General features: G+C 48.4%; 18 protein-coding genes. 11 read left to right on the top strand and 7 right to left on the bottom strand.

Annotated features, from left to right (window positions below; all coding sequences use genetic code 11):
* Positions 1–58: 58 nt before the first annotated feature.
* Positions 59–1,327: a porin family protein gene (locus BLR73_RS07270; protein ID WP_091860647.1), complete on the bottom strand. Its 1,269-nt coding sequence runs from the start codon at positions 1,325–1,327 to the stop codon at positions 59–61.
* A gap of 20 nt (positions 1,328–1,347) precedes the next feature.
* On the bottom strand, positions 1,348–1,896 hold the full coding sequence (locus BLR73_RS07265) for an RNA polymerase sigma factor (RefSeq protein WP_091860644.1): 549 nt from the start codon (positions 1,894–1,896) through the stop codon (positions 1,348–1,350).
* 149 nt (positions 1,897–2,045) lie between these two features.
* Between BLR73_RS07265 and BLR73_RS07260 the strand changes: the two genes are divergently transcribed.
* Entirely contained in the window at positions 2,046–3,377 is a 1,332-nt protein-coding gene (locus BLR73_RS07260; RefSeq protein WP_176763643.1) for a serpin family protein, read from the top strand.
* A gap of 4 nt (positions 3,378–3,381) precedes the next feature.
* Here BLR73_RS07260 and rnc read toward each other — a convergent pair whose 3' ends face one another.
* From rnc to BLR73_RS07245, 3 genes are all read right to left on the bottom strand, one after another.
* On the bottom strand, positions 3,382–4,410 hold the full coding sequence (rnc, locus tag BLR73_RS07255) for a ribonuclease III (RefSeq protein ID WP_091860636.1): 1,029 nt from the start codon (positions 4,408–4,410) through the stop codon (positions 3,382–3,384).
* Positions 4,400–5,662 carry a beta-ketoacyl-ACP synthase II gene (gene fabF, locus BLR73_RS07250; RefSeq protein WP_033150279.1) on the bottom strand — a complete coding sequence of 421 codons (1,263 nt, stop codon included), beginning with the start codon at positions 5,660–5,662 and terminating at the stop codon, positions 4,400–4,402. The genes rnc and fabF overlap by 11 nt, the downstream gene beginning before the upstream one ends.
* A gap of 67 nt (positions 5,663–5,729) precedes the next feature.
* Positions 5,730–5,966, bottom strand: coding sequence for an acyl carrier protein (locus tag BLR73_RS07245; RefSeq protein WP_013065488.1), 237 nt, complete (start codon positions 5,964–5,966; stop codon positions 5,730–5,732).
* Between the two features lie 281 nt (positions 5,967–6,247).
* Between BLR73_RS07245 and BLR73_RS07240 the strand changes: the two genes are divergently transcribed.
* Genes BLR73_RS07240 through BLR73_RS07220 form a run of 5 tightly spaced genes read left to right on the top strand, consistent with a single transcriptional unit; the run spans position 6,248 to position 11,224 of the window.
* Positions 6,248–6,853: a DUF4254 domain-containing protein gene (locus BLR73_RS07240; RefSeq protein ID WP_013063500.1), complete on the top strand. Its 606-nt coding sequence runs from the start codon at positions 6,248–6,250 to the stop codon at positions 6,851–6,853.
* Positions 6,854–6,865: 12 nt separating this feature from the next.
* Positions 6,866–7,918: a glycosyltransferase family 9 protein gene (locus BLR73_RS07235; RefSeq protein ID WP_013063497.1), complete on the top strand. Its 1,053-nt coding sequence runs from the start codon at positions 6,866–6,868 to the stop codon at positions 7,916–7,918.
* Between the two features lie 14 nt (positions 7,919–7,932).
* A complete protein-coding gene (gene rd / locus BLR73_RS07230) occupies positions 7,933–8,088 on the top strand; it encodes a rubredoxin (RefSeq protein WP_013063931.1) in 156 nt (51 codons plus the stop codon).
* A 5-nt stretch (positions 8,089–8,093) separates the two neighbouring features.
* Positions 8,094–9,776, top strand: coding sequence for an ATP-binding protein (locus BLR73_RS07225; RefSeq protein ID WP_091860633.1), 1,683 nt, complete (start codon positions 8,094–8,096; stop codon positions 9,774–9,776).
* A complete protein-coding gene (locus BLR73_RS07220) occupies positions 9,773–11,224 on the top strand; it encodes a PD-(D/E)XK nuclease family protein (RefSeq protein ID WP_143010904.1) in 1,452 nt (483 codons plus the stop codon). Before BLR73_RS07225 ends, BLR73_RS07220 begins: the two co-directional genes overlap by 4 nt.
* Before the next feature lie 15 nt (positions 11,225–11,239).
* Here BLR73_RS07220 and BLR73_RS07215 read toward each other — a convergent pair whose 3' ends face one another.
* On the bottom strand, positions 11,240–12,250 hold the full coding sequence (locus BLR73_RS07215) for an iron ABC transporter permease (protein WP_091860627.1): 1,011 nt from the start codon (positions 12,248–12,250) through the stop codon (positions 11,240–11,242).
* 207 nt (positions 12,251–12,457) lie between these two features.
* On the opposite strand from BLR73_RS07215, the gene BLR73_RS07210 reads away from it, so the two are divergent.
* From BLR73_RS07210 to BLR73_RS07190, 5 genes are all read left to right on the top strand, one after another.
* Positions 12,458–14,833 carry an outer membrane beta-barrel family protein gene (locus BLR73_RS07210; RefSeq protein WP_176763642.1) on the top strand — a complete coding sequence of 792 codons (2,376 nt, stop codon included), beginning with the start codon at positions 12,458–12,460 and terminating at the stop codon, positions 14,831–14,833.
* 49 nt (positions 14,834–14,882) lie between these two features.
* Complete coding sequence (locus BLR73_RS07205; protein WP_091860621.1) at positions 14,883–17,234, top strand: TonB-dependent receptor; 2,352 nt, start codon at positions 14,883–14,885, stop codon at positions 17,232–17,234.
* 129 nt (positions 17,235–17,363) lie between these two features.
* Positions 17,364–17,924, top strand: coding sequence for a LiaF domain-containing protein (locus BLR73_RS07200; protein WP_091860618.1), 561 nt, complete (start codon positions 17,364–17,366; stop codon positions 17,922–17,924).
* A gap of 126 nt (positions 17,925–18,050) precedes the next feature.
* Positions 18,051–20,063 carry a M13 family metallopeptidase gene (locus BLR73_RS07195; protein ID WP_028906685.1) on the top strand — a complete coding sequence of 671 codons (2,013 nt, stop codon included), beginning with the start codon at positions 18,051–18,053 and terminating at the stop codon, positions 20,061–20,063.
* Positions 20,057–22,204 carry an outer membrane beta-barrel family protein gene (locus BLR73_RS07190; protein ID WP_091860615.1) on the top strand — a complete coding sequence of 716 codons (2,148 nt, stop codon included), beginning with the start codon at positions 20,057–20,059 and terminating at the stop codon, positions 22,202–22,204. The genes BLR73_RS07195 and BLR73_RS07190 overlap by 7 nt, the downstream gene beginning before the upstream one ends.
* On the opposite strand, the gene BLR73_RS07185 is transcribed toward BLR73_RS07190, so the two are convergent.
* Positions 22,199–23,803: a LytTR family DNA-binding domain-containing protein gene (locus BLR73_RS07185; RefSeq protein ID WP_091860612.1), complete on the bottom strand. Its 1,605-nt coding sequence runs from the start codon at positions 23,801–23,803 to the stop codon at positions 22,199–22,201. The two genes, BLR73_RS07190 and BLR73_RS07185, sit on opposite strands and share 6 nt — an antisense overlap.
* Positions 23,804–23,848 lie beyond the last annotated feature (45 nt).

Genomic DNA, 23,848 nt, shown 5'->3' with positions numbered 1-23,848 from the left:
ATCTGCCTGCAAAATTACGCAATTCCGTTGTAAAGGGGGAATATTTTTCGTTTTTTTATCATTTAAGATGTAATCTTAATCCAAACTGGATAGATGGTGCCAGCGGATGCTCTTTGTAATAATGCTGCAAAGAGGTTCCGTCGTTAAAGTAATAACCCAGCGCAGGCTCAAGGTAAAGTCCGAACTGGCGTGTGATATTATATTCGGCACCAGCAGCGGCATTAAGTGAGAACTGCCAGGGGCGCTGGTCGATATCGCCATCGGATACTTGAGCGTCGATACATTTCTCGAGCAAGGCGGTACCCGCTAGATAAACATTAAGATTACCGGTGCTCCATATGTTCCATGATGCGCCTACGGGAATACCTAAGTATCTGAGTTTCTGGATGTAATTATTACTGTTGGTAATAGGTGTGATAAACTCCGACTCGAGATAGGTATAGCTGATACCACTATGCAAAGCGATGCGATTGCTAAGTTGATACTGTAACGAGAGTCCGAATCTAACAGGCAACTTGTGTTTCGAAACTACATCGGGCAGGGTGTATATATTGGTAAACGAAGAAGTTTCGCCGAACTTGATGTAGTCGGTAACAATAGTACCGCCGTTTTTGCCTAAATCAACATCGCTGTTAACTGCGTAATTCGCATCGCTATTCAGGAATTGTCCACCCATAGTGTTTCCTAAATTATTACTAGCCATCAACAAACCGTTCGAACCGTTCAGTCCGATGGTCCATTTATCTGTATCGATTGATTTTGAGCGGGTTTCGCTTGGATTGATAACATCAGGCAGATAGGTTTGTTTCTTTTCCTGCGACGCAATAATTTTGGTATCTTCTGATACCTGCTGATGATTGTCAGTAGCATCTGGAGCGTTTTCGTTTGTAGCCTCTTGTAAGCTATTGTCTGTCACCTCCTGCAGATTTTCGCCTGTAGGTAGTTGCTGTTCGTAAAACTGGGGGTGGGGCTGACACTTCGTTCCCATAGTTTTTTCTACCTTATGATCATTTGTCGCTTGAGCCAGAAGTATTGGTTCTTCTGCCGGCATTGCTGGCTTGTCTGCTTCGGCTTTAGGTGCCATCACTTTCTGGCTGTTAGCCGTTAACTGGGGCTCTTTGGTATCAAACTGATAAACGGTAAAGCATCCAACAATCGCCAGGATGGCAGCTGCAGCCACCCAATACCAGCGGCGCATAGAAACAGTCTTTGCTGGGGTTGAAACAGGGGCAGACTCAGACTCAGTCTGGAGTTGCATCTCGTTACTGATGCTCTCCCAGAGTCCGGCAGGTGGAGTCATCTGGTGCCCCTCCAGTTTTTGTTTCATTTGTTTCGTCCAATCCTCTTTCATCCCTTTTCGATTATTATTTCCTTTATTCTGCGTGCCAGCCATTGTTTGGCGTAATAGAGCTGAGAAGCTGATGTGCCCTCCTTAATGCCAAGTAGCTCGGCTATTTGCCGATGCGAGTAGTCTTCAAATACATACAGATTCAGTACCGTTCTGTATCCATCAGGCAGTTCGCTTATCAGCTGGTGCAGCTGGTCGGCCGAAATCTGCTCTGTTGCAGGGGTGTCGTCTGCTATATCTGCTTGCTTCTGTTTTATCTCGTCCTGTTCTACAAACAGCAGTTTCTTCTTGGTCCTTAGGAACATCAGCGCCTCGTTTGCTACAACCCTCATCAGCCAACCTTTAAACGCTTCATCGCTACGATACTCCATCGTTGGGATAGCCGTGAAAATCTTCACAAAACTGTTCTGCAGCACGTCCTTTGCATCGTCGGCATTGGGAATATATCGGTAGCAGACCGATGAAAGCTCACCAATATACATTTGGTAGAGCTCACTCATCGCCCGCTGGTCTTTATTCCGTATGCGTTCAACGATTTGTTTGACCATTTTTTTGCTCGCGTTCTATTATTAGAATTCAAAAGTACTTAAATCTTGTATGAGAACGGTAAGTTTTTTAATTCTTTAACATTTTTCTATACAAGAATCGCTTAAATACTGCATTATTATAGCGAAATGAACCTAAAAAACGTATGAATATGAAGAAAAAGTTTTTTTTATTATCAGCCATTATGCTGAGTGGAGTCATCCTTTCGAGCCTCCTTTCATGCAGCTCGTCAGAAGAGATTGAGCAGCTCGAACCCAAGCAAGTTGTAAACATGCTTTCGGAGTCACAACCCATCGAGCTGACACCTGAACAAAGAGTGTTTGCCAACGATAACAATGGCTTTACGCTCAATTTTCTGAAGACAGTAAACAACGCAGATAAGAGCGGTAAGAGCTTTATCTATTCACCATTGAGCATTACCTATGTATTAGGTATGGTGAACGATGCTGCCACAGGACAGACGGAACAGGAGCTGGAACAAGTCATGGGCTTCCATCAGGGTGGTATCAAGGCTGTCAACGACTACTGCAAAAAACTGATTGACGGTCTGCCCAAGGTAGATGACAAGGTAACGCTGAACATCGCCAATGCCCTGTTTGTCAATAAGAACAGGGGCACGCTGCAGCAGCAGTATCAGCAGGACATGAAGCAGTATTATGATGCCCAGGCAGAGAACCTGGACTTCAAGTTGCCATCAACGCTCAAGACCATCAACGACTGGGCCAGCGATCATACCAATGGCATGATTCCAACCATTCTCGATAAGATAGATGAGAAAGTGGTGACCTATCTGCTGAATGCCATCTATTTTAAAGCCGACTGGGCATCTAAGTTCGAGGCAAAGAATACCGAGAAAGAGAAGTTTTCTGCGACAAATGGTACCATCAAGCTGCCATTGATGCACCAGAATGTGCTTATCCAATATCTGAAGAATGAGGATTATAGTGCCATCGAGATACCTTATGGTAATGGTTTATGGAAGATGACGGTAATGCTGCCTGAGGAAGGAAAGACCACCGATGACGTCATCAATCGCTTGTCGGCACTCGGTCTTGAGGGACATGGATTCTGCGGCACCATGGGCGACACCTACAGGCCATACGAGGTTGACCTGAAACTGCCACGCTTTGAAACCAGCTCGGATACAGATAAGCTTGGTTTGAAAGATGGCCTGATCACACTACTGCAAGAGATGGGTATTCATTGGGTATTTGATTCAGAAGTCTCTGAGGTTCCCAACATGTGCGAAAAGGGGAATATGTATATTTCGATGATGCGCCAGAAGGCAAAGATAAAGGTCAACGAGGAAGGTGCAGAAGCGGCTGCCGTAACCGTAGCAGGCGCAATCGACACCTCGTCCATCACCCCTGAGCCAGTGGAGTACCCCAAGGCCACCTTCCATGCTAATCGCCCCTTTGTGTATACCATCAGCGAGGCCTCATCGGGTGTTATCGTGTTTGTAGGAAAATTTTCTGGGGAGTAGAACTTTACTCCCCAGAAAATGCTGCAGCTTCAGCTTCGGCTATGATTTCCTCGCGCGATTTCTCTTTATGAGAGATGTCCGAGAGGTCGAATTCCTTATCTGAAAAATCTATTGCTGGCTTCTTCGAAGGTTGTGGGGCTGGTTGTTTTACCAACTGCTCTTCAACCTGTTCTGTTTCTGCTGGCTGCTCGATGATAAAGCTCTGTTGCTCCTTTTCAGGATCGGGCACAGCCATTGCCGGCTCTTCTTCCATCTGGGTGCGGGCTGTCTTGGCAGCAAACACAGCATCAACAAACTGTGGTTCGCGCTTCAGGCGCTGCAGCGTGTCTTTCGATGCCTTCTGCTGGGCCTCTTTCTTTGAGTAGCCCGAACCGCTTTCGCCATTCACGCCCTCGATGATGACCATATAGGTGAATACCGGGCTGCCGTTTTCGTCTTTCTTCTGCTTTGTGAGCTTGTACTCCAAACGCACACGATTTTTCTGGCTCCATTCAAGCAGTTTCGACTTGAAGTTTACCTCCTTGAATGCAACCTTATCGATGTCAATGAACTTGCCCAGTACCTGATGCTCGAAGAACCACAGGCAAGCCTCGTAGCCACGATCCAGATAAATGGCACCTACCAGCGCCTCGAAAGCATTACCCTCAACATAGCTGTTGTGCGAGGTTGAATGACCTGCTGATATCAGCAGATTGCTCAATCGCATCTCGGTAGCTAACTTTCCAAGCGTTTCGCGGCTTACGAGTTTTGATCGTGTATTGGTGAGGAATCCTTCGCGCTTACCTTCGTAATGACGGTAAACGATGTAACCCACAGCAGCGTCGAGTATAGCATCACCCAGGAACTCCAGTCGCTCGTTGTTCAGCGGCTTGCCCTTGTCGTTGCGCTTGCGGATGCTCTTGTGCATCAGCGCCATCTTGTAATACTCGATATTGTGGGGGTAGAATCCCAATATCTCATAAAGAGAAGAAAAAAGCTCCTTCTCCTGACGGAAAGGGAGCTTTATTCTATCTATGATGTTATTAAGCCTCATACTTCTTGAATACTACACATGCGTTATGACCACCAAAGCCGAAGGTGTTGCTGAGTCCAGCACGTACCTCGCGCTTCTGAGCCTTGTTGAATGTGAAGTTCAGGTTGTAATCAATCTCAGGATCCTCGTCGCCCTCCTCGTGGTTAATTGTTGGAGGAACGATATCGTTCTTAACAGCCAGCACTGTTACCATTGCCTCTACAGCACCAGCGGCACCCAGCAGGTGACCGGTCATCGACTTGGTAGAAGAAATGTTGAGCTTGAAGGCTGCATCACCGAATACCTCCTTGATGGCCTTGGCCTCAGAGATATCACCAACGTGAGTTGATGTGCCGTGAACGTTGATATAATCGATGTCCTCAGGATTCAAACCTGCGTCCTCAAGAGCGTTCTGCATAACGAGCTTAGCGCCCAGACCCTCGGGGTGAGAAGCGGTGATGTGGTGAGCATCTGCGCTCATACCAGCACCTACCATCTCAGCGTAGATCTTAGCACCACGAGCCTTAGCGTGCTCCAGTTCCTCGAGAATCAAGCAACCAGAACCCTCTGCCATGATAAATCCATCGCGGCTTGCGCTGAAAGGACGGCTGGCCTTCTCGGGCTCGTCGTTACGGGTTGAAAGTGCGTGCATGGCATTGAAACCACCTACACCTGTAGCGCAGATAGCAGCCTCGGCACCACCAGCAACGATAGCGTTAGCCTTACCCAAGCGAATCAGGTTGAAGGCATCGGCCAGTGCGTTTGATGAAGATGCACAAGCTGAAGCTGTGATATAGTTGGGGCCGTGGAAGCCATACATAATAGAAATCTGACCAGCTGCGATATCAGCAATCATCTTGGGGATGAAGAAGGGGTTGAACTTAGGACCATCGGCCTCGTGAACACCATAGTACTTTACCTCGTCCTCGAAGGTCTTAATTCCACCGATACCTACGCCGTAAACCACGCCGATACGGTTCTTGTCTTCTGTCTCCAGATCCATGCCGCTGTCTTCAACGGCCTGCTTGGCAGCAATCAGGGCCAGCTGAGTGTAGCGGTCCATCTTACGTGCCTCTTTGCGGTCCAGGAAATCGTTCACGTTGAGGTTCTTCACCTCACAAGCGAACTTAGTCTTAAAATTTGTTGTATCGAAACTTGTAATAGGTGCTGCACCACTTACTCCGTCAAGCAGGTTCTTCCACATCTCATCGGGAGTGTTGCCCACTGGCGTAACGGCGCCCAGACCTGTTACAACTACTCTTTTTAATTCCATAAGCTTAAATTAAAGCATAATGGTTGCTTCTAAGTGTTAGAAAGCAACCATTATGTTGTGAACAAATTTATTTTGCGTTCTCCTCGATGTAAGCGATGGCGTCGCCAACGGTACCGATCTTCTCAGCCTTATCATCGGGAATTGAGATACCAAACTCCTTCTCGAACTCCATGATCAGCTCAACGGTATCCAGTGAGTCTGCACCCAGGTCGTTTGTGAAGCTAGCCTCTGCCTTTACTTCAGCCTCATCTACACCGAGTTTGTCTACGATAATTGCCTTTACTTTGCTTTCAATTTCTGACATAATTGTAATAATTTAATTGTTAATAATGATGTTGCTATCTTGAAATTTTTGACGGCATTACGCCGAAATCGGGTGCAAAGTAACACAATTTCTTTCACTTACGCAAATTTTTTTAAGAAAAACTTACTTTCGTTTGCACATTATAGGGGCATTTGTGCAAAAATATGCCCTTTTTAGGTGTGACTAATACTATAAAAATACAAAATATGGCGATTTTATTCAATTTTAGTTGGATATTTGAAAAACTTTCTGTAGTTTTGCAAAATAAAACGAATACGAATATGACATTTACAAAAGAAGCCAATCAAATTTTTGAGAGGGCAATAAATGATTATCATGTTTTCGACGATGTCGACACGCCCTTGAAAAATCCATATCAGAAAGACAGTATCCAGTATAGCTTATATAAGAAATGTTGGATTGATACTGTTCAGTGGCATTATGAAGATATTATACGCGATCCCCATATCGATCCAGTTGAGGCACTTGCCCTGAAGCGTCGCATTGACCGCAGTAATCAGGACCGTACCGATTTGGTAGAGGAAATCGACTCTTGGTTCCGCCAGCATTACAGTCAGGTGGTGCCACAGGCTGATGCGCGCCTTAATACCGAGAGCCCAGCTTGGGCTATCGACCGTTTAAGCATTCTTGCACTTAAGATTTATCACATGCAGGAGCAGGTTAACCGTACCGATGCCGAACCAGAGCACATTGCCAAGTGTAAGGCTAAGCTTGATGTGCTGTTGGAACAGCAGGTTGACCTTTCGCTGGCTATCGATCAGCTGCTCGAGGACATCGAGGCTGGCCGTAAGTACATGAAGGTGTATCGCCAGATGAAGATGTATAACGATCCCGCTACTAATCCTATCTTATATAATCAGAAGTAAATACAAAGGCTGATGAGAAAAGAGCATATACTGGTCATCAGATTCTCAGCTCTTGGCGATGTGGCCATGATGGTGCCTGTAGTCTGGTCGCTGGCTCAGCAGTATCCCGATATACGCATCACGGTGCTTAGCCGTAAGTTCGCTCGCCCCTTGTTCGACGATCTGGCGCCCAATGTTAATTTCATGGAGGCCGATCTCACCAAGGAGTATCATGGTGTGCGCGGACTTAACGCACTTTATCGCCGATTGGTTGCCAAGCAGTTTACCAAGGTGGCCGATCTGCATAATGTTCTGCGCTCAGAGTATCTGCGCCTACGATTCAATCTGGGCCGATATCGTGTAGAGCACCTGATCAAGAACCGCAGTCAGCGTCGTAAACTGGTTTCGGGCAAGCACGATAAGCGTGTGCCATTGCCATCATCGTTCGAGAATTATGCCGCTGTGTTCGAGCGTCTGGGCTATCCGGTTGATATCAAGAATTTCCGTTCCATCTTCCCTGCCGAGGGTGGAAATCTGAACCTGTTGCCCGCCATCTTCGGACCCAAGAAGAGTTTCGAACAGTGGATTGGTATCGCACCATTTGCCGCCCACGAGGGCAAGGTGTATCCACCACGCCTGATGGAGCAGATAATCTTCCGTCTTATTCAGCAGTATCCTAATGGTCGTATATTCCTGTTTGGTCGTGGCGAGGAAGAGGAGAAGTTCTTCCAGCTGTGGTGTGCTCAGTATCGCCAATGTACTTCGGTAGCCAAGCATTGCGAGGGTATGTATCAGGAGCTTATCCTGATGAGTCATCTCAACGTCATGCTTTCGATGGATTCGGCCAATATGCACCTGGCATCGCTCACAGGCGTGCCTGTGGTAAGCGTTTGGGGCGCAACACACCCCATGGCAGGTTTCCTGGGTTATAATCAGGACCCCGAAAATGCTATCCAGATCGATCTGGAGTGCCGCCCCTGCAGTATTTATGGCAATAAGCCCTGTCAGCGTGGCGATTATGCATGTCTGCAAAACATTCCGCCCGAGCGGATTGTTGACAGAATAGTAACCCTTATTAATAACTAAAAACTAGAACGCTTATGAAGTACATTTGTGAAGTGTGCGGTTACGTTTACGACCCCGCAGAAGGCGATCCCGATGGTGGCATCGCTCCAGGAACAGCTTTTGAGGATATCCCCGATGATTGGGTATGCCCCGTTTGTGGCGTAGGTAAGGATAACTTCAGACCAGAATAAGCTTCATGCAAACTAAAGGGTTCATTATCAAACGTGTGTGGGTTATAGCCATTTCGTTGGCTATAGTGCTGGTTTCGTGTAAAAACGGTGTTAGCGAATTCATTCCGGCGTTTGATGATGAACCTATCGTAAGCCCATTGGCTACGGAGCTTGGTTTCAGCAAGGACCGCCCGCTGGTAATGGGTATGAATACAAGTTATGCCCCTTTGCAATATGTAAACAGTCAGGGTTTGCCTACTGGTTACGATGTGGAGTTCACCAAGAAACTGCTGATGCGTATGGGCATTCCTTACACTTTCTCGCCAAACCATTGGGACAAGATGTCGCCAGGTATTATTGGTGGAAAGTACGACATGGGTATGTTGGTTTATTCGTCGTATCGTAAAGATACAACCAACTATTCCGATGCTGTATTCCGCATGTATTATCAGGTGGTTTACAGAAAAAAAGACTTTGCAGAGTTTGATTTCCGTCATCTTAAAGGCAAGCGCATTGCCTATATGAAATCGCGCCCTATTGGTTTGATGCTGAAGGACGAAGAGGCCGATGGCTATCCGATAACCGACCTGAATGAGGCTATTGTTGATCTTGCAAACGGAAAGTACGATGGTGTTATCTGCTATCGATTCCAGGCAAAATATCATGTAGGACTCCTGCATCTTTCAGATCAGTTAAAGGCCGATGATCTGTCGTTAGAGCCTCGCGAATACTGTTATGCCAGTCATGATAAACGTTTGATTGATGCCATCAATGCCGAACTAAAGAAGATGGAGGCCGAGGGCATCGTCGACGAGATATATGGTCAGGAAGTGGCCGAACGCTTTGGCGATATCAAGATTCCTATGTGGGTTTGGTGGCTGCTCACAGGTCTGGTATTTTTGTTTATGGTGGTTTATGTGGTTAACAAGAACCGTTACAATCGCCGTTTGCAGAGTGCCAACGCACAGTTGCAGAAAAACAACAAAGCCCTGCAGTTAGCTACAGCCAGAGCCGAGGAGAGTACACGAATGAAGAGCATCTTCATCGAGCAAATCTCGCACGAAATCCGTACACCATTAAATATTATATGTGGTTTTACACAGGTGTTGACAACTACTGATGCCGAACTGGATAAGGCGGAGAAACGCGATATGTCGGTGCAGATTATCGATAATGCCGAACGTATTACTGGCTTGGTCAACAAAATGCTGGCACTTGCCGAAATTAACAGTAGCGTGGTACTGGAGCGCGAAGACCATACGTCGGCTTCTGTCATTGCCCAGGAGGCCATTAAGGCGGCAGGCATCAACAAGGCATCGCATGTCCAATTCAAGCTTGTAAAGCTGTTTGGGGCCGAACAGATGTTCGATACCCATCTGCGATCGGCTGTTCTGGCTTTGCAGCAGTTGCTCGATAATGCCAAGAAATTTACCGAACAAGGACAAGTAACATTAAAAATAAGTAATCACGAGGGGCAGGCGTGCTTTGTGGTCGAAGATACAGGTACATCCATCCCCGTATATCAGGCCGAGCGCATATTCGACGAGTTTGTGCAGTTAGACGAGTACAGCGATGGCACAGGCATCGGACTTTCGATAGCGCGTAGCTTGGCGCGCCGATTGGGTGGCGACATCGTTCTCGACACCACCTATACAGGAGGCGCACGATTCGTGATGACCCTACAAAGCCAGCAAGAAGAAACAGCATGAAACAAACATATCCCATTATAAGGTTCCCTGAAAGGGGAACCATTTTGTATCCCTTTCGTCGTCATCCATTAGTAACCCCAGGCATGCTCGAGCAGAAGCTTGCTCGCGAGCTTTCGGCCAAGTTGCCCGCTGGTGTTGAGTGCCTGTTAAACGCCTGTATCATCACTACCGACAAGCAGCCGCCATATTATCCCGATTTGGCGCTGGTGGTAGCTGGTACCCCCGGCATCCGTATCGATGTAGAGATTGATGAGCCTTACCGCAAGGCAACTCGCGAGCCCATCCACTACCAGTCGTGTGGCGATGTGTTTCGTGATCATCTGCTCAATCGTCATGGATGGGTAGTAGTGCGTCTGGCCGCTCAGCAAATCGCCCAGGAGCCTGGTATCTGTGCCGACTTTTTGGTTGAGTTGGTTGCTTGTATGATGTCCGATGGTGCATCTATCCAGCAGCACGAGTTTGCATCGGTGCCCACACCTGTTGAGCCTTGGAGCCGTAACGATGCGTTAAAAATGGCCTATTGGCAGAATGTGGATGGCGAGGATAAACAATGGATTACCGATAGATATGCCCTTGATGCCGACGAGCTTGACTGCAAACAGCAGGTTAAGCCCTTCAACAAAACCGATGATATGCGCGAAAAAATGTCCACCTTCCGCGATGCAGGCCATTACGAGCAGGATGCCGACATTGATTTTGAGCCTTGCGAACACATATATATATATAAAGGTATAAAGCGTATGCTGCCTGTCAGCTCGCTCATTGCCTATTTCTTTGATGAATTCCAGGCCCTGCCACAAGCCGAAAACCAGTTGCGATTTAAAGGCATACCCGTAGAGGAGAGCTTGGATAAGTGGGAGCGTGCTAGTCGTACAGCCAGCGAGGTGGGCACCTTTGTACACCTGCAGACAGAGAACTATTTTCAGCGCGGTTTCTTCGAGACCGAGTGCCAGCTGCAGTTTGGTAACGACACTGAAGTGGTGAGTGTAGAGCAGGAAAAGCTGCACTTTCTGCGTTTTATCCGCGACTACGATATCGAGCCCTATCGCCAGGAGTGGCCCGTTTACGATAAGGATTTGAACATTGCAGGTACCATCGACTTGATTTGCCAGGACGACGATGGCGAGTTTACCATCTACGACTGGAAACGCTCGTCGAAGGTAGTAAACGCCCAAGGCCAACCCATCGTAGAGGGTTTTCGTGGCAAGATGAGCCATAACGGTATCAGTCTGCCCGATACCTCGTTCTATCATTATTGCATTCAGCAGAACCTGTATCGTTACATGTTAGAGCGCCATTACGGCATCCGTGTAAAGGCTATGAACTTGGTGGTGCTCTGTCCAGATTATCCCACCTACTATGTAGCCCAGGTGCCTAAGATGGACCAGCTCATTCAGCAAATCGTCACCATTTGTCAGCAGCACGATTTAGGCCACAGATTGCTGTAGAATAAACAGAGATTTTCATCGCTTGCGGGCGATGACGTAGATGATAACGGGGGCGCCGATGAGAGGGGTTACGGCGTTGAGGGGGATGACACCACTCTCGCCTGGCAGATAGCAGATAAGATTACATACCAAAGCAACTACCGAACCGCAGAGTAGGGTGGCGGGTAGCAGTTGTCGGTGGTTGTCGGTGGTGAGCAATAGGCGGGCTATGTGGGGAACGGCCAGTCCGATAAAGGCTACAGGACCGCAGAAGGCAGTGGTGATAGCGGTTAGCAGACCGGTTACTATCAGCAACCAGTTGCGAACTCGCAGAATGTTTACGCCTAGGTTCTCGGCATATCTGTCGCCCAGCATCAGGGCATTCAGCGGTTTTATCAGTAGTAAAGCCCCAATAAGGCCAGCTAACGTAACAATGGCAAACACAGGCATGTTGGTCATCGACACGCCACCAAACGAGCCCATACCCCATACCATATACGATTTTACACCCTCGTCGGTAGCAAAAAAGTTAAGCAGCGATATGGCCGAGTTGCTGATGTAGCCAATCATGATACCTATGATTAATAGCATCACGCTATTGCGAACCAAGGTTGAGAAGAAAAAGATGATGGCCATCACCGTCATAGCGCCCACAAAGGCGGCCAGCAGGATGGCGGCAAAACCTGTAATACTCACCGAACCTACGGATAATCCGCCACCTAAGAAAAGCATCACCAATGCCACACCCAGTCCGGCACCGCTGTTTACACCAAACACACTGGGACCAGCCAGCGGGTTGCGGAAGGCCGTTTGCAGCATCAGTCCGCTTACAGCCAAAGCAGCACCACACAGGGTGGCTGTGATGGCTTGGGGCAGTCGCGACTCCAGAATGATGAACTGCCACGAGGCTTTGGCGGTTTCATCGCCCAAAAGTATGCATATTACATCGCCTGCAGGAATCGATACAGACCCCAACAGCAGATTGAGCGCGAAGAGTACCATGACCACTAATCCCAATCCTAAGCAATAAACCGAACCTTTGTTCATACTGTGGGCAAAAGTACAAAATAATTATCAATTATCAATTATCAATTATCAATTTTCTGCGCCATTCGTCACAAATTTACCGTTTATCACACCATTCGTCACAAAATGTCACAGAATATCCCTAAAATTTGGAGTGTGTTGCAACTATATCTACTTTTGCAACGTCAAAACGACAGAGCTCGAGTTGAAAAATTAATTGATGAAAGTATGAAAAAGTTAAGTTTTAGACTGATGGCCCTGATGGCCGCAATGATGATGACGCTTACAAGTTCCGCTAAGACACAAGACTGGGGCGGACGCGTGATAGATGAGAATGGCGACCCCATGCCGTATGTAAATGTAGTGCTGCTGTCGCTGCCCGACTCGGCTTTTGTGCAGGGTGCAATGACCAACGAGCAGGGTGTGTTTAAGATTGTAACCGATGTGAACGAGGGCTTGTTTAAGGTTACCAGCGTGGGCTATCAGACCTTATATATGAAGGCTGGTCAGGATCTTACCATCCAGATGAAGGAGGATAACCAGCTGTTGAAAGAGGTGGTTGTAAAAGGTCAGTTGCCTAAAACTCATGTCAAGGGCGATGCTATGCGTACAACTGTGGCAGGAACCATCCTTGAGAAGGCTGGAACCGTGAGCGATGCTTTGGCAAAGATTCCTTCGCTCGAGGCCGAGCGTGATGGTGCCGTAAAGGTGCTGGGCCGTGGCGATGCCGAGGTGTATATCAATGGCCGTAAGGTACAGGATATCTCCGAACTGTCGCGTTTGCGTTCCGATCAGGTGCTGCATGTAGATGTGGTTCAGAATCCAGGAGCCCGTTATGCGGCATCAACCAAGGCTGTGGTTCGCATTACGCTGAAGAAGGCGCAGGGCGAGGGTATCAGTTTCCGGGATAATGCGGGTGGCATGTATCAGTATGGTCACACGCTTACCAATAATCTGGATGTGAACTATCGTACTGGCGGACTGGATGTAACAGCATCGTTCTGGGCAGGTCGCTATGGTCATAGCAAGAGTCTGCAGGAGGATGATATGTACTATTTAGTACCAAATGGCCAGGGTAAAGATGCGGTTACCGGCTATACCAAGCAGGAAACCAAACAGATATGGAAAGGTCTCTCGCCTCAGATTCTGCTTAACTATATGTTCAACGAGAACCATAGCTTGGGTGCTTTCTACAAGTACGACTATCACCCCAGTGGTAGCCTGACCAGCGATTTTAATACCGACGAGTATCAGAATGGCGCCTTTATGGAGCGTTCGGAGAGCAAAATATGTCAGGATGATAAGTTTAAGAAGCATATCTTTAATGCCTATTATAATGGAAAGTTAGGAAATTTGGGTATCGATCTGAATATCGACGGACTCTTTGACGATACCGAAACCCCGGGCAATACCATCGAGTTAGCCACATCGCCTGCTGGCGAGAAAACGCAGCGCACTATCAATAGCAATACCAAGAGTGGTAACAACTTCTGGGCTTCGAAGCTTATCTTCAGCTATCCTTTGTTTAAGGGTAGCCTCTCTATTGGTGGTGAGTATAGCTATAATCATCGCACCGATGCCTACTCGTTTGCTGCCTCTGAGGCTGTGCCTGTAACAGCTACCGATACAGAGATTAACGAGAAGTCGGAAGCCGCCTTTATCGAGTACGGACATCAGTTCGGAAAGCTGTTTGCTCAGGTTGGTTTGCGTTACGAGCACCTGAAGAACGACTATTATAACTATGGTAAGCGTATGGACGACGAGAGCCGCGACTATGGCGACTGGTTCCCCACCGCTACCCTCTCAGCGCCTATCGGTAAGGTACAGCTGGCACTCTCTTATCGTCGCGATATCAAGCGCCCGGCCTATAGCAGCTTAACAAGCTCTACCATCTATCTGAACCGATATGCCTATCAGAGTGGTAACCCATATCTCCGCCCTACTTACACCCACAGCGTAGAGCTGAACGTAAACTATAAGTGGATGGGAATGAGTATGAACTACTCGCGTATCAAGGACTTGGAGACAATGTCGTCAGAACCCTTCCCAGGTGCCGATGATCCCCTGGTATGCCTGGTTCGTCCCATCAATACTGAGGAGGACTTCAATCAGCTGAGCTTTAATCCCTATGCCAGTCCGGTTATTGGCTGTTGGCATCCTACCTGGTACGTCTATGTGCAGTTCCAGGATTACAAGGCGCCTCGTGCCGATGGTTCTACCATCACCCTCAATCACCCATATTGTCAGGTAGGTTGGAATAATACCATTACGTTGCCAAAGGGCTGGCGTATTAATGCCGGATTGAGTTATGTGCCTAAGGGCGATGCTAATAACTTCCGCATTCACAAGCAGCAGTTCCGTTCTAACCTCGGTGTTCAGCGCGATTTCAACCTGCGCCGTTTGGGTACACTTACTGCCGATGTACGTTGCAACGATATCTTTAATACCGATAAGACTAACGCCACCCTGTTTGGCCAGCGTGAGTTAACTGTTCGTAACCCAGCCCGTCGTACCTTCATGCTCGACCTGACTTGGAAGTTTAACGAGGCTAACAGTAAGTATCGTGGAAAAGGTGCTGGCGAAAAGCAGAAGGCACGTATGTAATTTGTAATTAATAATTTTGCGTTTGTAAGTTGAACATATTTAAGTTTGTATGAAAAGATTGTTTTTAGGTGCAGCTATTGCCATGCTGCTCATCCCTGCAGTGGCAGGGGCACAGACCAATCAGGCTGTCCAGACTGTTCGTGGTCAGGTTTGTGATGTTGCGTCGGGCGAGCCCATGATTGGTGTAACGGTCACAGTAGAGAACGGTAGTACTATGGCTACCGTCTCTGATGTGGACGGAAATTTCGAAATCAAGAATGTGCCCGTGGGGCGCCATTCCGTCAGAGCCAGCTATATTGGCTACGAGCCAGTACTGCTTAAGGAGCAGATGGTTACCTCGGGTAAGGAGTTGGTACTCAATCTGCGTATGCGTGAGAGTATCTCCGAACTGGGCGAGGTGGTTATCAAACCTCGTGTCAACAAGCAGCAGCCATTAAACGAGATGGCACAGGTAGGTGCCCGTATGTTCAGTGTCGAGGAGGCCAGTCGCTATGCTGGCGGTATGGCCGACCCTGCCCGCACGGCTTCGATGTTTGCGGGTGTGGCTACAGGTGGCGCTACCAACGGTATCTCTATTCATGGTAACTCGCCCCAGATGCTACAATGGCGTGTTGAGGGCGTTGAGGTGGCCAATCCCAACCACTTTGCCGAGATAACCGAGGCTGGTGGCGGTGTGTTTACCTCGCTCAACGGAACCGTGCTGGCCAATAGCGATTTCCTCACTGGCGCCATGCCAGCTGAGTATGGTAATGCCCTTTCTGGTGCCTTCGATATGAAGATGCGCGTGGGTAACAATACCAAGTACGAGCATGCCATCCAGGTGGGTACACTTGGTGTCGATTTCGCTTCCGAGGGTCCGTTGGCAAAGGGTTCTAAGGCCTCTTATCTGGTAAACTATCGCTATAGTTTCCTCGAGATAGCCAAGAAGCTGCATGCCATCAATATGGAGAACGAGACACTCGACTATCAGGACCTGAGCTTTAAACTCAACATGCCTACCAAGAAGGCAGGTACCTTTGCCGTGTGGTTCACCGGACTGATCGATCGCTACGAGAATAAGGTTCCCGATGTGTCGGAGTGGGAAACGCTTTGGGACATGAACGACTCGTGGTCGCGCCAGCGCAACTGCGCTTTGGGCGTAAACCATACCTACCGCTTTAAAACAGGTGGTACGCTGCACTCAAGTGTGGCATTTACAGGCGCCTATCGTAAATTGGGTGTTAACGATTATGATGCCGAAATGAACATGATGCCAGAAATGGCCGGTCGCAACTCACAATGGAATGTGATTATCAGCACCCAGCACCAACACAAGTTTTCATCAAGATATACCATGCAGAATGGCTTTGAACACCAGCACTTAGATTTCCACACTTGGATGGATTACATCCACTATACGGGTGGTCCGCTCTATCGTGTGTACGATTCTGAGGGCAATACAGGCCTTACCCGCCTTTATACCAACCATAAGGTGGCACTCAGTCGTAAGCTTTCGGCTGTGGCTGGTGTCAATGTCATGTGGTTTAACCTCAACAACCAGTGGCTGGTTGAGCCTCGTGTCAGCATGCAGTACAAAACTTCGGCATCAAGCACGCTCTCGCTGGCCTATGCCATGAACAGCCGCAAGGAAACTACCGATACCTATTTTGTACTGATGGACGGTAAGAATCCTAATAAGGATTTAGGATTGACACGTTCGCATCACATATCAGCCTCGTTCGCTCAGCGTTTAGGCGACAACGCCATGCTGAAGATTGAGCCCTATTGGCAGTGGTTGTTCGATGTGCCTGTAGAAATGGGTACTACCTATTCTATCCTGAATCATCGCAAGTTCTTCCAGGATCGTGCTTTGGTTAACGAGGGGGCTGGTCGCAATTATGGTATCGATTTTACCTTGGAGCGCTACCTCAAGGATGGGTTCTATGCCATGATAACTGCCACTCTGTTCAAGTCGGAGTACCGCGATGCACAGGGCCAGTGGCACCACTCGCGCCACGATCGCCACTACATCACCAATATCCTTGGTGGTAAAGAGTGGATGATAGGAAAGGCCCGCAAGAATGTGTTCGGCATTAACGGCCGATTAACCATGATGGGTGGCGATCGCTATACCCCAATCCCAGATGGTATCACTTTTGAGGAGGTGATGATGCGCCCAGATAAGTCGATACCTGAGGACGAGAGTATGGATCCCTTTACCAAGCAAAAGGGTATGAACGTGGGTTATGCTTTCTCGGTTAAGTACACCATCAACAAGCGTCACACCTCGCACCACTTCATCCTCGAATATCTGCAGATGAAGACGTTCCAGGGACAGACTTTCGACCTTCGTACTCACGAGATTGCGGATAAGTTCACCTCGCTCACTTTTCCCAATATTGCCTATCGAGTAGAGTTCTGATGATGGAAAAAGGGCCCATTCGTCACATTTTTGTACAGAATATCCCTAATATTTGGCGCGTGATGTAGTTATTTATATCTTTGCAGCGTCAAACAATCGAAATGTAGAATTTCAAATAATAAGAGAGTTATGAAACCAAGAACGATTATCGGATTAGTTTTAGTTGTGGGTGGCTTGGTTAAGCTGGCCACTATCTGGGGACTTATTCATTGGGAGTGGTTTGAAACCATGAGCGAAGGGCCATGGTGCATGTATTTCAGCATCTTTGTTATTATGTGGGTAGGTGCGCATCTGATTGTAGATAGTTATCGTCGCGACCCCGATCAGTGGTTGCAGCGTCCCCTGCCCATCGGCGAGGATGGTAAGCGTATCTGCTGTGGCGTGCAATACGGTGGCGACGAGTATATCTTCCGTGGCGAGCCGTTCCATGGTGCTCGTCTCGATGCCTTCTGTGGTGGTCTCCGTATGGACTTGCGCGAGGCTGTGATTACCGAGGACGAGGAGATTGATATCCACACCTTCTGTGGTGGTGTCGAGCTCTTTGTGCCTGCTCACGTCAATGTGTTGGTTAAGAGTCGTAGCTTTATCGGAGGCGTAGGCAACTCAACCGTGCATGTGCCCGACAAGGATGCCCCTTGCCTGCACATTGTGGCCAGCAATTTCTTTGGGGGCGTTGATGTTAAGAATTAAGTAAACCAAGTTTTGTTAATATTAAGTTAGAATTAATTTTCTAATAAAAGCAACGTCCGTCGCGATGACGCATGTTGCTTTCATGGTAAGAACAAATATCGTTTAACTAATTATAGATTACGAAGTATGAAAAAAATGTTTTTTGCTGTAGCTATGGCCCTTGTTAGTTTGGCCAGCTCGGCACAGGATCTGAAAGCAAACATGGACCCGAGTGTTAAACCTGGCGACGACTTCTGGCTGTATGCCGTTGGTGGTTGGCTCAAGGCCAATCCGCTGGATAAGCAGCATGCCGAGAACGGTGCGTTTACCGACTTGGAGGAGCTGAACAACGATCGTATTAAGGAACTGATTATGAAGTACGCCGAGAAGCAAATGCCTCAGGGAACCGACGGGCAGAAGATAGGCGCTCTCTATCGCTTATATATGGATAGCGTAAGCCGCAATAAGATGGGCTACGAGCCAATTAAGCCCTACCTCAAGCAGGTACGCGAAGTAAAGACTCGCGAGGAGTTGCTTAAGCTGATGTGCGATTTCGACGCTAAGGGATTCAATACCGCTCCATTCGGTATCGGTCTGTCACTCAATCCATTCAACTCTTCCGAGTATATGATTGGTGGCGGTCATGGCGGTGCCTCGCTGCCACAGGAGTACTATGCTAACCCTAATGAGCAACAGAAGAAGACAGTTGAAGCCAAGAAGGCCCTGTTTAAGGATTTCTTCAAGATGGTAGGCTATAGTGAAAAAGAGGCTCAGAAAAAGATGGAGGCCGAGTGGGCCATCGAGCATGCCATCGGCATAAAGACCCTGAATCAGGTTGAAAGTCGTAACCCCATGGCTACTATCCACATCATGCCTTGGCAGCAGTTGTTGAACGATTTCAAGGGTATCGACTGGGAAGGTTATCGCGATGCCTTGGGCATGCCAAAGGATATCGATCAGGTAAACATCAGCCAGTTGGAGCCTTTGCACGAGGTTGAGAAGATTCTGGCCAACACCAGTCTCGACGATCTCAAGTCGTATGTCGAGCTTCAGATTATTCGCTCTTACAGCGGTTTCCTGAGCGATGCTTTTGGTGATCGTGCTTTCGAGGCGCAGAAAGCCATCAGTGGTGTACAGGAGCAGCAGCCCCGTTGGAAGCGTGCTGTTTCAACCATCAGCGGTAGTCTGGGTGAAACCATTGGTAAGCTGTACGTTCAGGAGTACTTCCCCGAGAGCAGTAAGCAGCGTGTGGTACGATTGGTAAAGGATTTGCAGCAGGCCTTCGAGGATCGTTTAAACGAGAATACCTGGATGAGCGATAGCACCAAGGCCAAGGCACTTGAGAAGCTGCATGCCATGCATATTAATGTAGGCTATCCCGATAAGTGGGAGGATATGGAGAAGTTTGTGGATATCCGTGAGAACGAGAATCTGGTCGAGAACTTCATCCGTATCACTCAGGAGGCCCGTGCTGCCATGTTCCGTAAGTACTGGCACCAGCCGGTTGATAAAACCCGCATGGTTTGCACACCTCAGACGGTTAACGCTTTTTATCATCCCCTCTTCAACAGCATCAACTTCCCTGCAGCCATCCTGCAACCACCATTCTTTGATGTAAATGCCGATTACGCCAGCAACTACGGTGCCATTGGTGTAGTAATGGGACACGAGATGACCCACGGATTCGACGATCAGGGTTGTCAGTTTGATAAGGATGGTAACCTGAAGAACTGGTGGACAGCTGACGATAAGACCAATTACGACCAGCGTACCAAGGTGATTGCCGACTGGTTTAGCGAGCAGGAGGCTGTGCCTGGTTTGAAGGTTAACGGACAGAAGACGCTTGGCGAGAACGTGAGCGATAACGGTGGTTTGAAGATTGCTTATCGTGCTTACGAGAACCGCATGAAGCAGGAGCCGCTGAGCAATATCGAGGGCTTTACCCCTGCTCAGCGTTTCTATCTGGCCTATGCCCGTGTTTGGGCTTGCAACAGCACTCCTGAGTACACGGCCATGCTGGTTAATAGCGATGTGCACTCACCTGCTCGTATCCGTGTGATGGCTGCTCTGCCTATGATCGATACCTGGTACGATGCCTTCGGTATCAAGCAGGGCGACAAGATGTTTATCCCTAAGGAGAAACGTGCATTAGTATGGTAAAGAAATATGTTGTGGTAACTGCCCTGGCCCTTGTATGTACAACAAGCTGGGCGCAGGAGCCTCAGGACTCGATAGAATCTGTAGACAAGTATTTAAATCTGAAGGAGGTCGTCATTAAAGGCGGCCTCCCTCACACTCGCCTCAAGGGTAACGCTATGGTTACCCGTGTGGATGGTACGGCGCTGGCATCAGCAGGTACACTGGGCGACTTGCTGGTAAAGGTGCCAGGCATGACTGGTACCGATGAGGCTCCCGAGGTATTAGGCAAGGGTACGCCTCTTATCTATATTAACGGTCGCAAGATGCGCGACGACAGCGAACTGAAGCGCCTACGCAGCGAGGACATTCGCGATGTAGAGGTGATTAACAACCCAGGTGCCCAGTACGATGCGCAGATACGTGCCGTGGTGCGTATCAGAACCAAGAAACTGAAGGGCGAGGGTCTGGGACTGAATGCGACACTCTCGAACGAACGCGACCTGCGTTACGATTTCGACCGTCCACAGGTAAAGCTGGGGGCCAACTACCGCAAGGATGGGGTAGATGTGTTCGGACAGGTATATTTCTACCATCAGGACTATCGCCAATACAGTACGATAGAGGATAAGACCATGACTGACGTGAAGACATTTTATCAGCATGGCCCTTACACCATGACGTGGAAGTACAACCAGCTGAACTATAGTGCTGGTGTGAACTGGCAGCTGAACGAGAACCACTCATTAGGTGCGCGCATAGACCTGACACACCGCCCCAAAAGCGGTACCAACCAGGTGATATACGATGAGGATGTGATAGAGAATAACGTAAAGATCGACCATCTGTACTCGCACCAGACCAGCAAAGAAAGCAAACCTCTGGGCATACTCACCAATACCTATTACAATGGTAAGGTGGGTAAGTTAGGTATCGACTTTAACTTCGACTTTATGAAGGGTGGTACCGATACCGACCGCGAGAATGTGGAGCTGAGCCAGATACAGAACGACTATGTGCTCAGTAAGTCGGGTACCAACAGCCATCTGTATGCTGCCAAGCTGGTGCTGTCGTACCCTATCTGGAAGGGTTCGTTGGATGCAGGAACCGAGATGAGTTTTGTGAAACGTAATAACACCTACTGGATTGACAAGACTACCATTGCCAATACCGATGCCGACATTAAGGAGAATAACATTGCGGCCTTTGCCGAGTATGGTTGCGACTTTGGTAAATGGGGACAGGCTAGTGCGGGTTTACGTTACGAGCATACGCTGTTAGACTACGACGATGCCAGTAACAACGACTATCTGCACCGTTCGATGGACGAGTGGTTCCCCACAGCATCGTATGCAGTAACGTTAGGCAAGATTCAGGCGGGTCTCTCATACAGTTTGAAGACCGAGCGCCCCAGCTTTTTTGCCATGAACGATGCCGTAACCTACATTAGTCGCTACACCCTGCAGGCTGGAAACTCGCAGTTGAAGAACGAACGTATCCGCGACCTGACGCTGAATCTGGCCTGGAAGTGGATTAACCTCTCGGCCTCGTACGAGCACACCAATAACGCCATTATCCAGTGGACGGAAATCAATACCGCCCAGAAGGATGCCACACTCGTCAAGCATCGTAATCTGGATAAGCCCATCAAGACGCTGAGTGCCTATCTGTCGCTCACACCACATGTGGGCATCTGGTCGCTCAATGCTACGTTGGGTGTTGAGAAGCAGGATTTGTATCTGGATGTAGAGGGGCCGCACAACCACCAGTATCGTGTGTGTTGCAACAAGCCCACTTACACCGTAAACGCCTTTAATACGTTTGCACTCAAACATGGCTGGCAGTTTGATGCCAACGTGATGTTCCGTTCAAAAGGTAACTTGTATATTTTCTACAACGACACCTACAGTCTGCGTTTGGGATTGATTGTACAGAAGAGTTTCCTGAAGGACCGCTCGCTCATTGCCCGTGTGGGTGTGCTCGACTGCTTGCAGCGCCATCATGTGAACGAGGTGTGCGATCTGGGATATAATTGGTTCAAACAGACCAACCGTTACTCAACCCATAAGTTGGTAACAACGCTCATCTACCGCTTTAATGCCACCCGCAGCAAGTACAAGGGCACGGGAGCAGGTAAGGATGTGCAGGCCCGCATAGGATCATAACATATCCTTAATCGCTGTCTTAATTTGTGCCATGTTACTGCGCGAAACAGGTATAGTATCATGGCAATTCTTCATTACAAGCTGGGTGGTGCCAGTGTGCGAGATAATCTGCTCTACCTGTTCGAGGTTGACAATAAAGGCGCGATGGCAGCGTACCATCATAGGATAGGCGCTTAGTTGTTCCTCAATCTGTTTTAAGGTAGCGCGTAACATATCGTTTTTAATTTTCCCATCAAGCAGTTGGTAAACTTTTACATAGTTGCCAACTGCTTCTATATATACCAGGTTGGCAATGTCGAGCGATAACGTATCGCTGGTTGAGCCAGTAAACGTGATATGTGTAGGTGCTGCATGTTCGGCTGTGGCAACGGGTGTTTCCTTACGTACATTCTGCAGACTCTTTAACTGCTCGTTCAGCAGCTTCAGTTCCTCTTCCTGCTTGGCCAGCAGCTTTTTGCGCTTGCCTGCCAATACCGACAGTCCGAATATAATGCTTATCAATGTTAAGGTGAGTGCCAGGAAGAAGATGAGTTGGCGCTGGCGCGAAACGGTTAGCATCAGCTCATGGTCGTGAAGATCACGTATCGAACGCTCCTTGGCTTCGGCCACAGCTTCGCTCTTTTCGCGTTTATCGCGTTTATTGTTGGCATACTCGGCTATTTCGGTCATATCATATCGCCCTGTAGTGGCATAGTTCAGCACCATGCGATGCGCTATCATACAGAATCGGGTGGCATCGGTAGCTTTTTCTTCATCTACCATATCCATATACTGCCGGGCCTTCTGTTTGTCGCCCTTCAGCAGCCAGGCATGCGACAGCGAGAAGAGTGCGCCAATCTTGTTGTCTTCAAGAATCGTGGAATGCTGATAGTGATCTAATATATACTCTTGCAGCTGGATGCCTTTATCCAGCTGGCCCATGGCTACAAGCATATCAGCATAGTTACGCATCACATCATTCCAGATATAGATGGAGTCGGCGGCTGTATCCCTATAAGCTACGATACGTTCCATCGTGGCGATGGCTGCATCGTAGTTACCATGATAGAAATATTCGATAGCCAGACTGTTAAGCAACTTGGCCTGATTCTTATCGCCGCCATCCAGTTTCACCACCTCTTCGGTATAGCGTTTCAGTCCATCCAGATTACCTTCGAGCGATTCCATACGGGCCAGGCTTCGGAGTTTTGAGATGGTACCTTCGCGATCGTTAGCGCGTTTACTCTCTTCTACCGACAGGCGCATCATGTCCTTGGCCTTGGCAAAGCTGTCGCGCCACCAGTAGTACGACGATGCCAAAGCATGGGCCTTGCACAGCATGGCGCTATCCTTGTCCTGATAATATTCGGCAGCATAAAGCACCAACGAGTCTTCCGACAACGCTTGGTAGGTGCCAATGTGTGCCTGGGCCATAGCCATCCAGTAACGAGCCTTCCATTCGCCCTTCAGTCGGCTGGCATCTTCTACCTTATTTAGTACGCATAAGGCGCTGTCGGCGTGTTCTCCAACAAGTGTCTCTGCTTCGATAATAAACTGTTTGTCTGTTTTGCTGCATGCAGCCAGCAGTAATGTAATGAGTAGCCAATTAATTCGTTTCATGCCGCAAAAATAGTGTAATTCTGCGATTTGACCAAGCGATTCATC

It is taken from the genome of Prevotella sp. khp1, from assembly GCF_900102205.1.
In the GTDB taxonomy this organism is placed as follows: domain Bacteria; phylum Bacteroidota; class Bacteroidia; order Bacteroidales; family Bacteroidaceae; genus Prevotella; species Prevotella ruminicola.
Note: the sequence above shows the minus strand (reverse complement) of the source record. Positions and strands in the feature narration are given on the sequence as shown.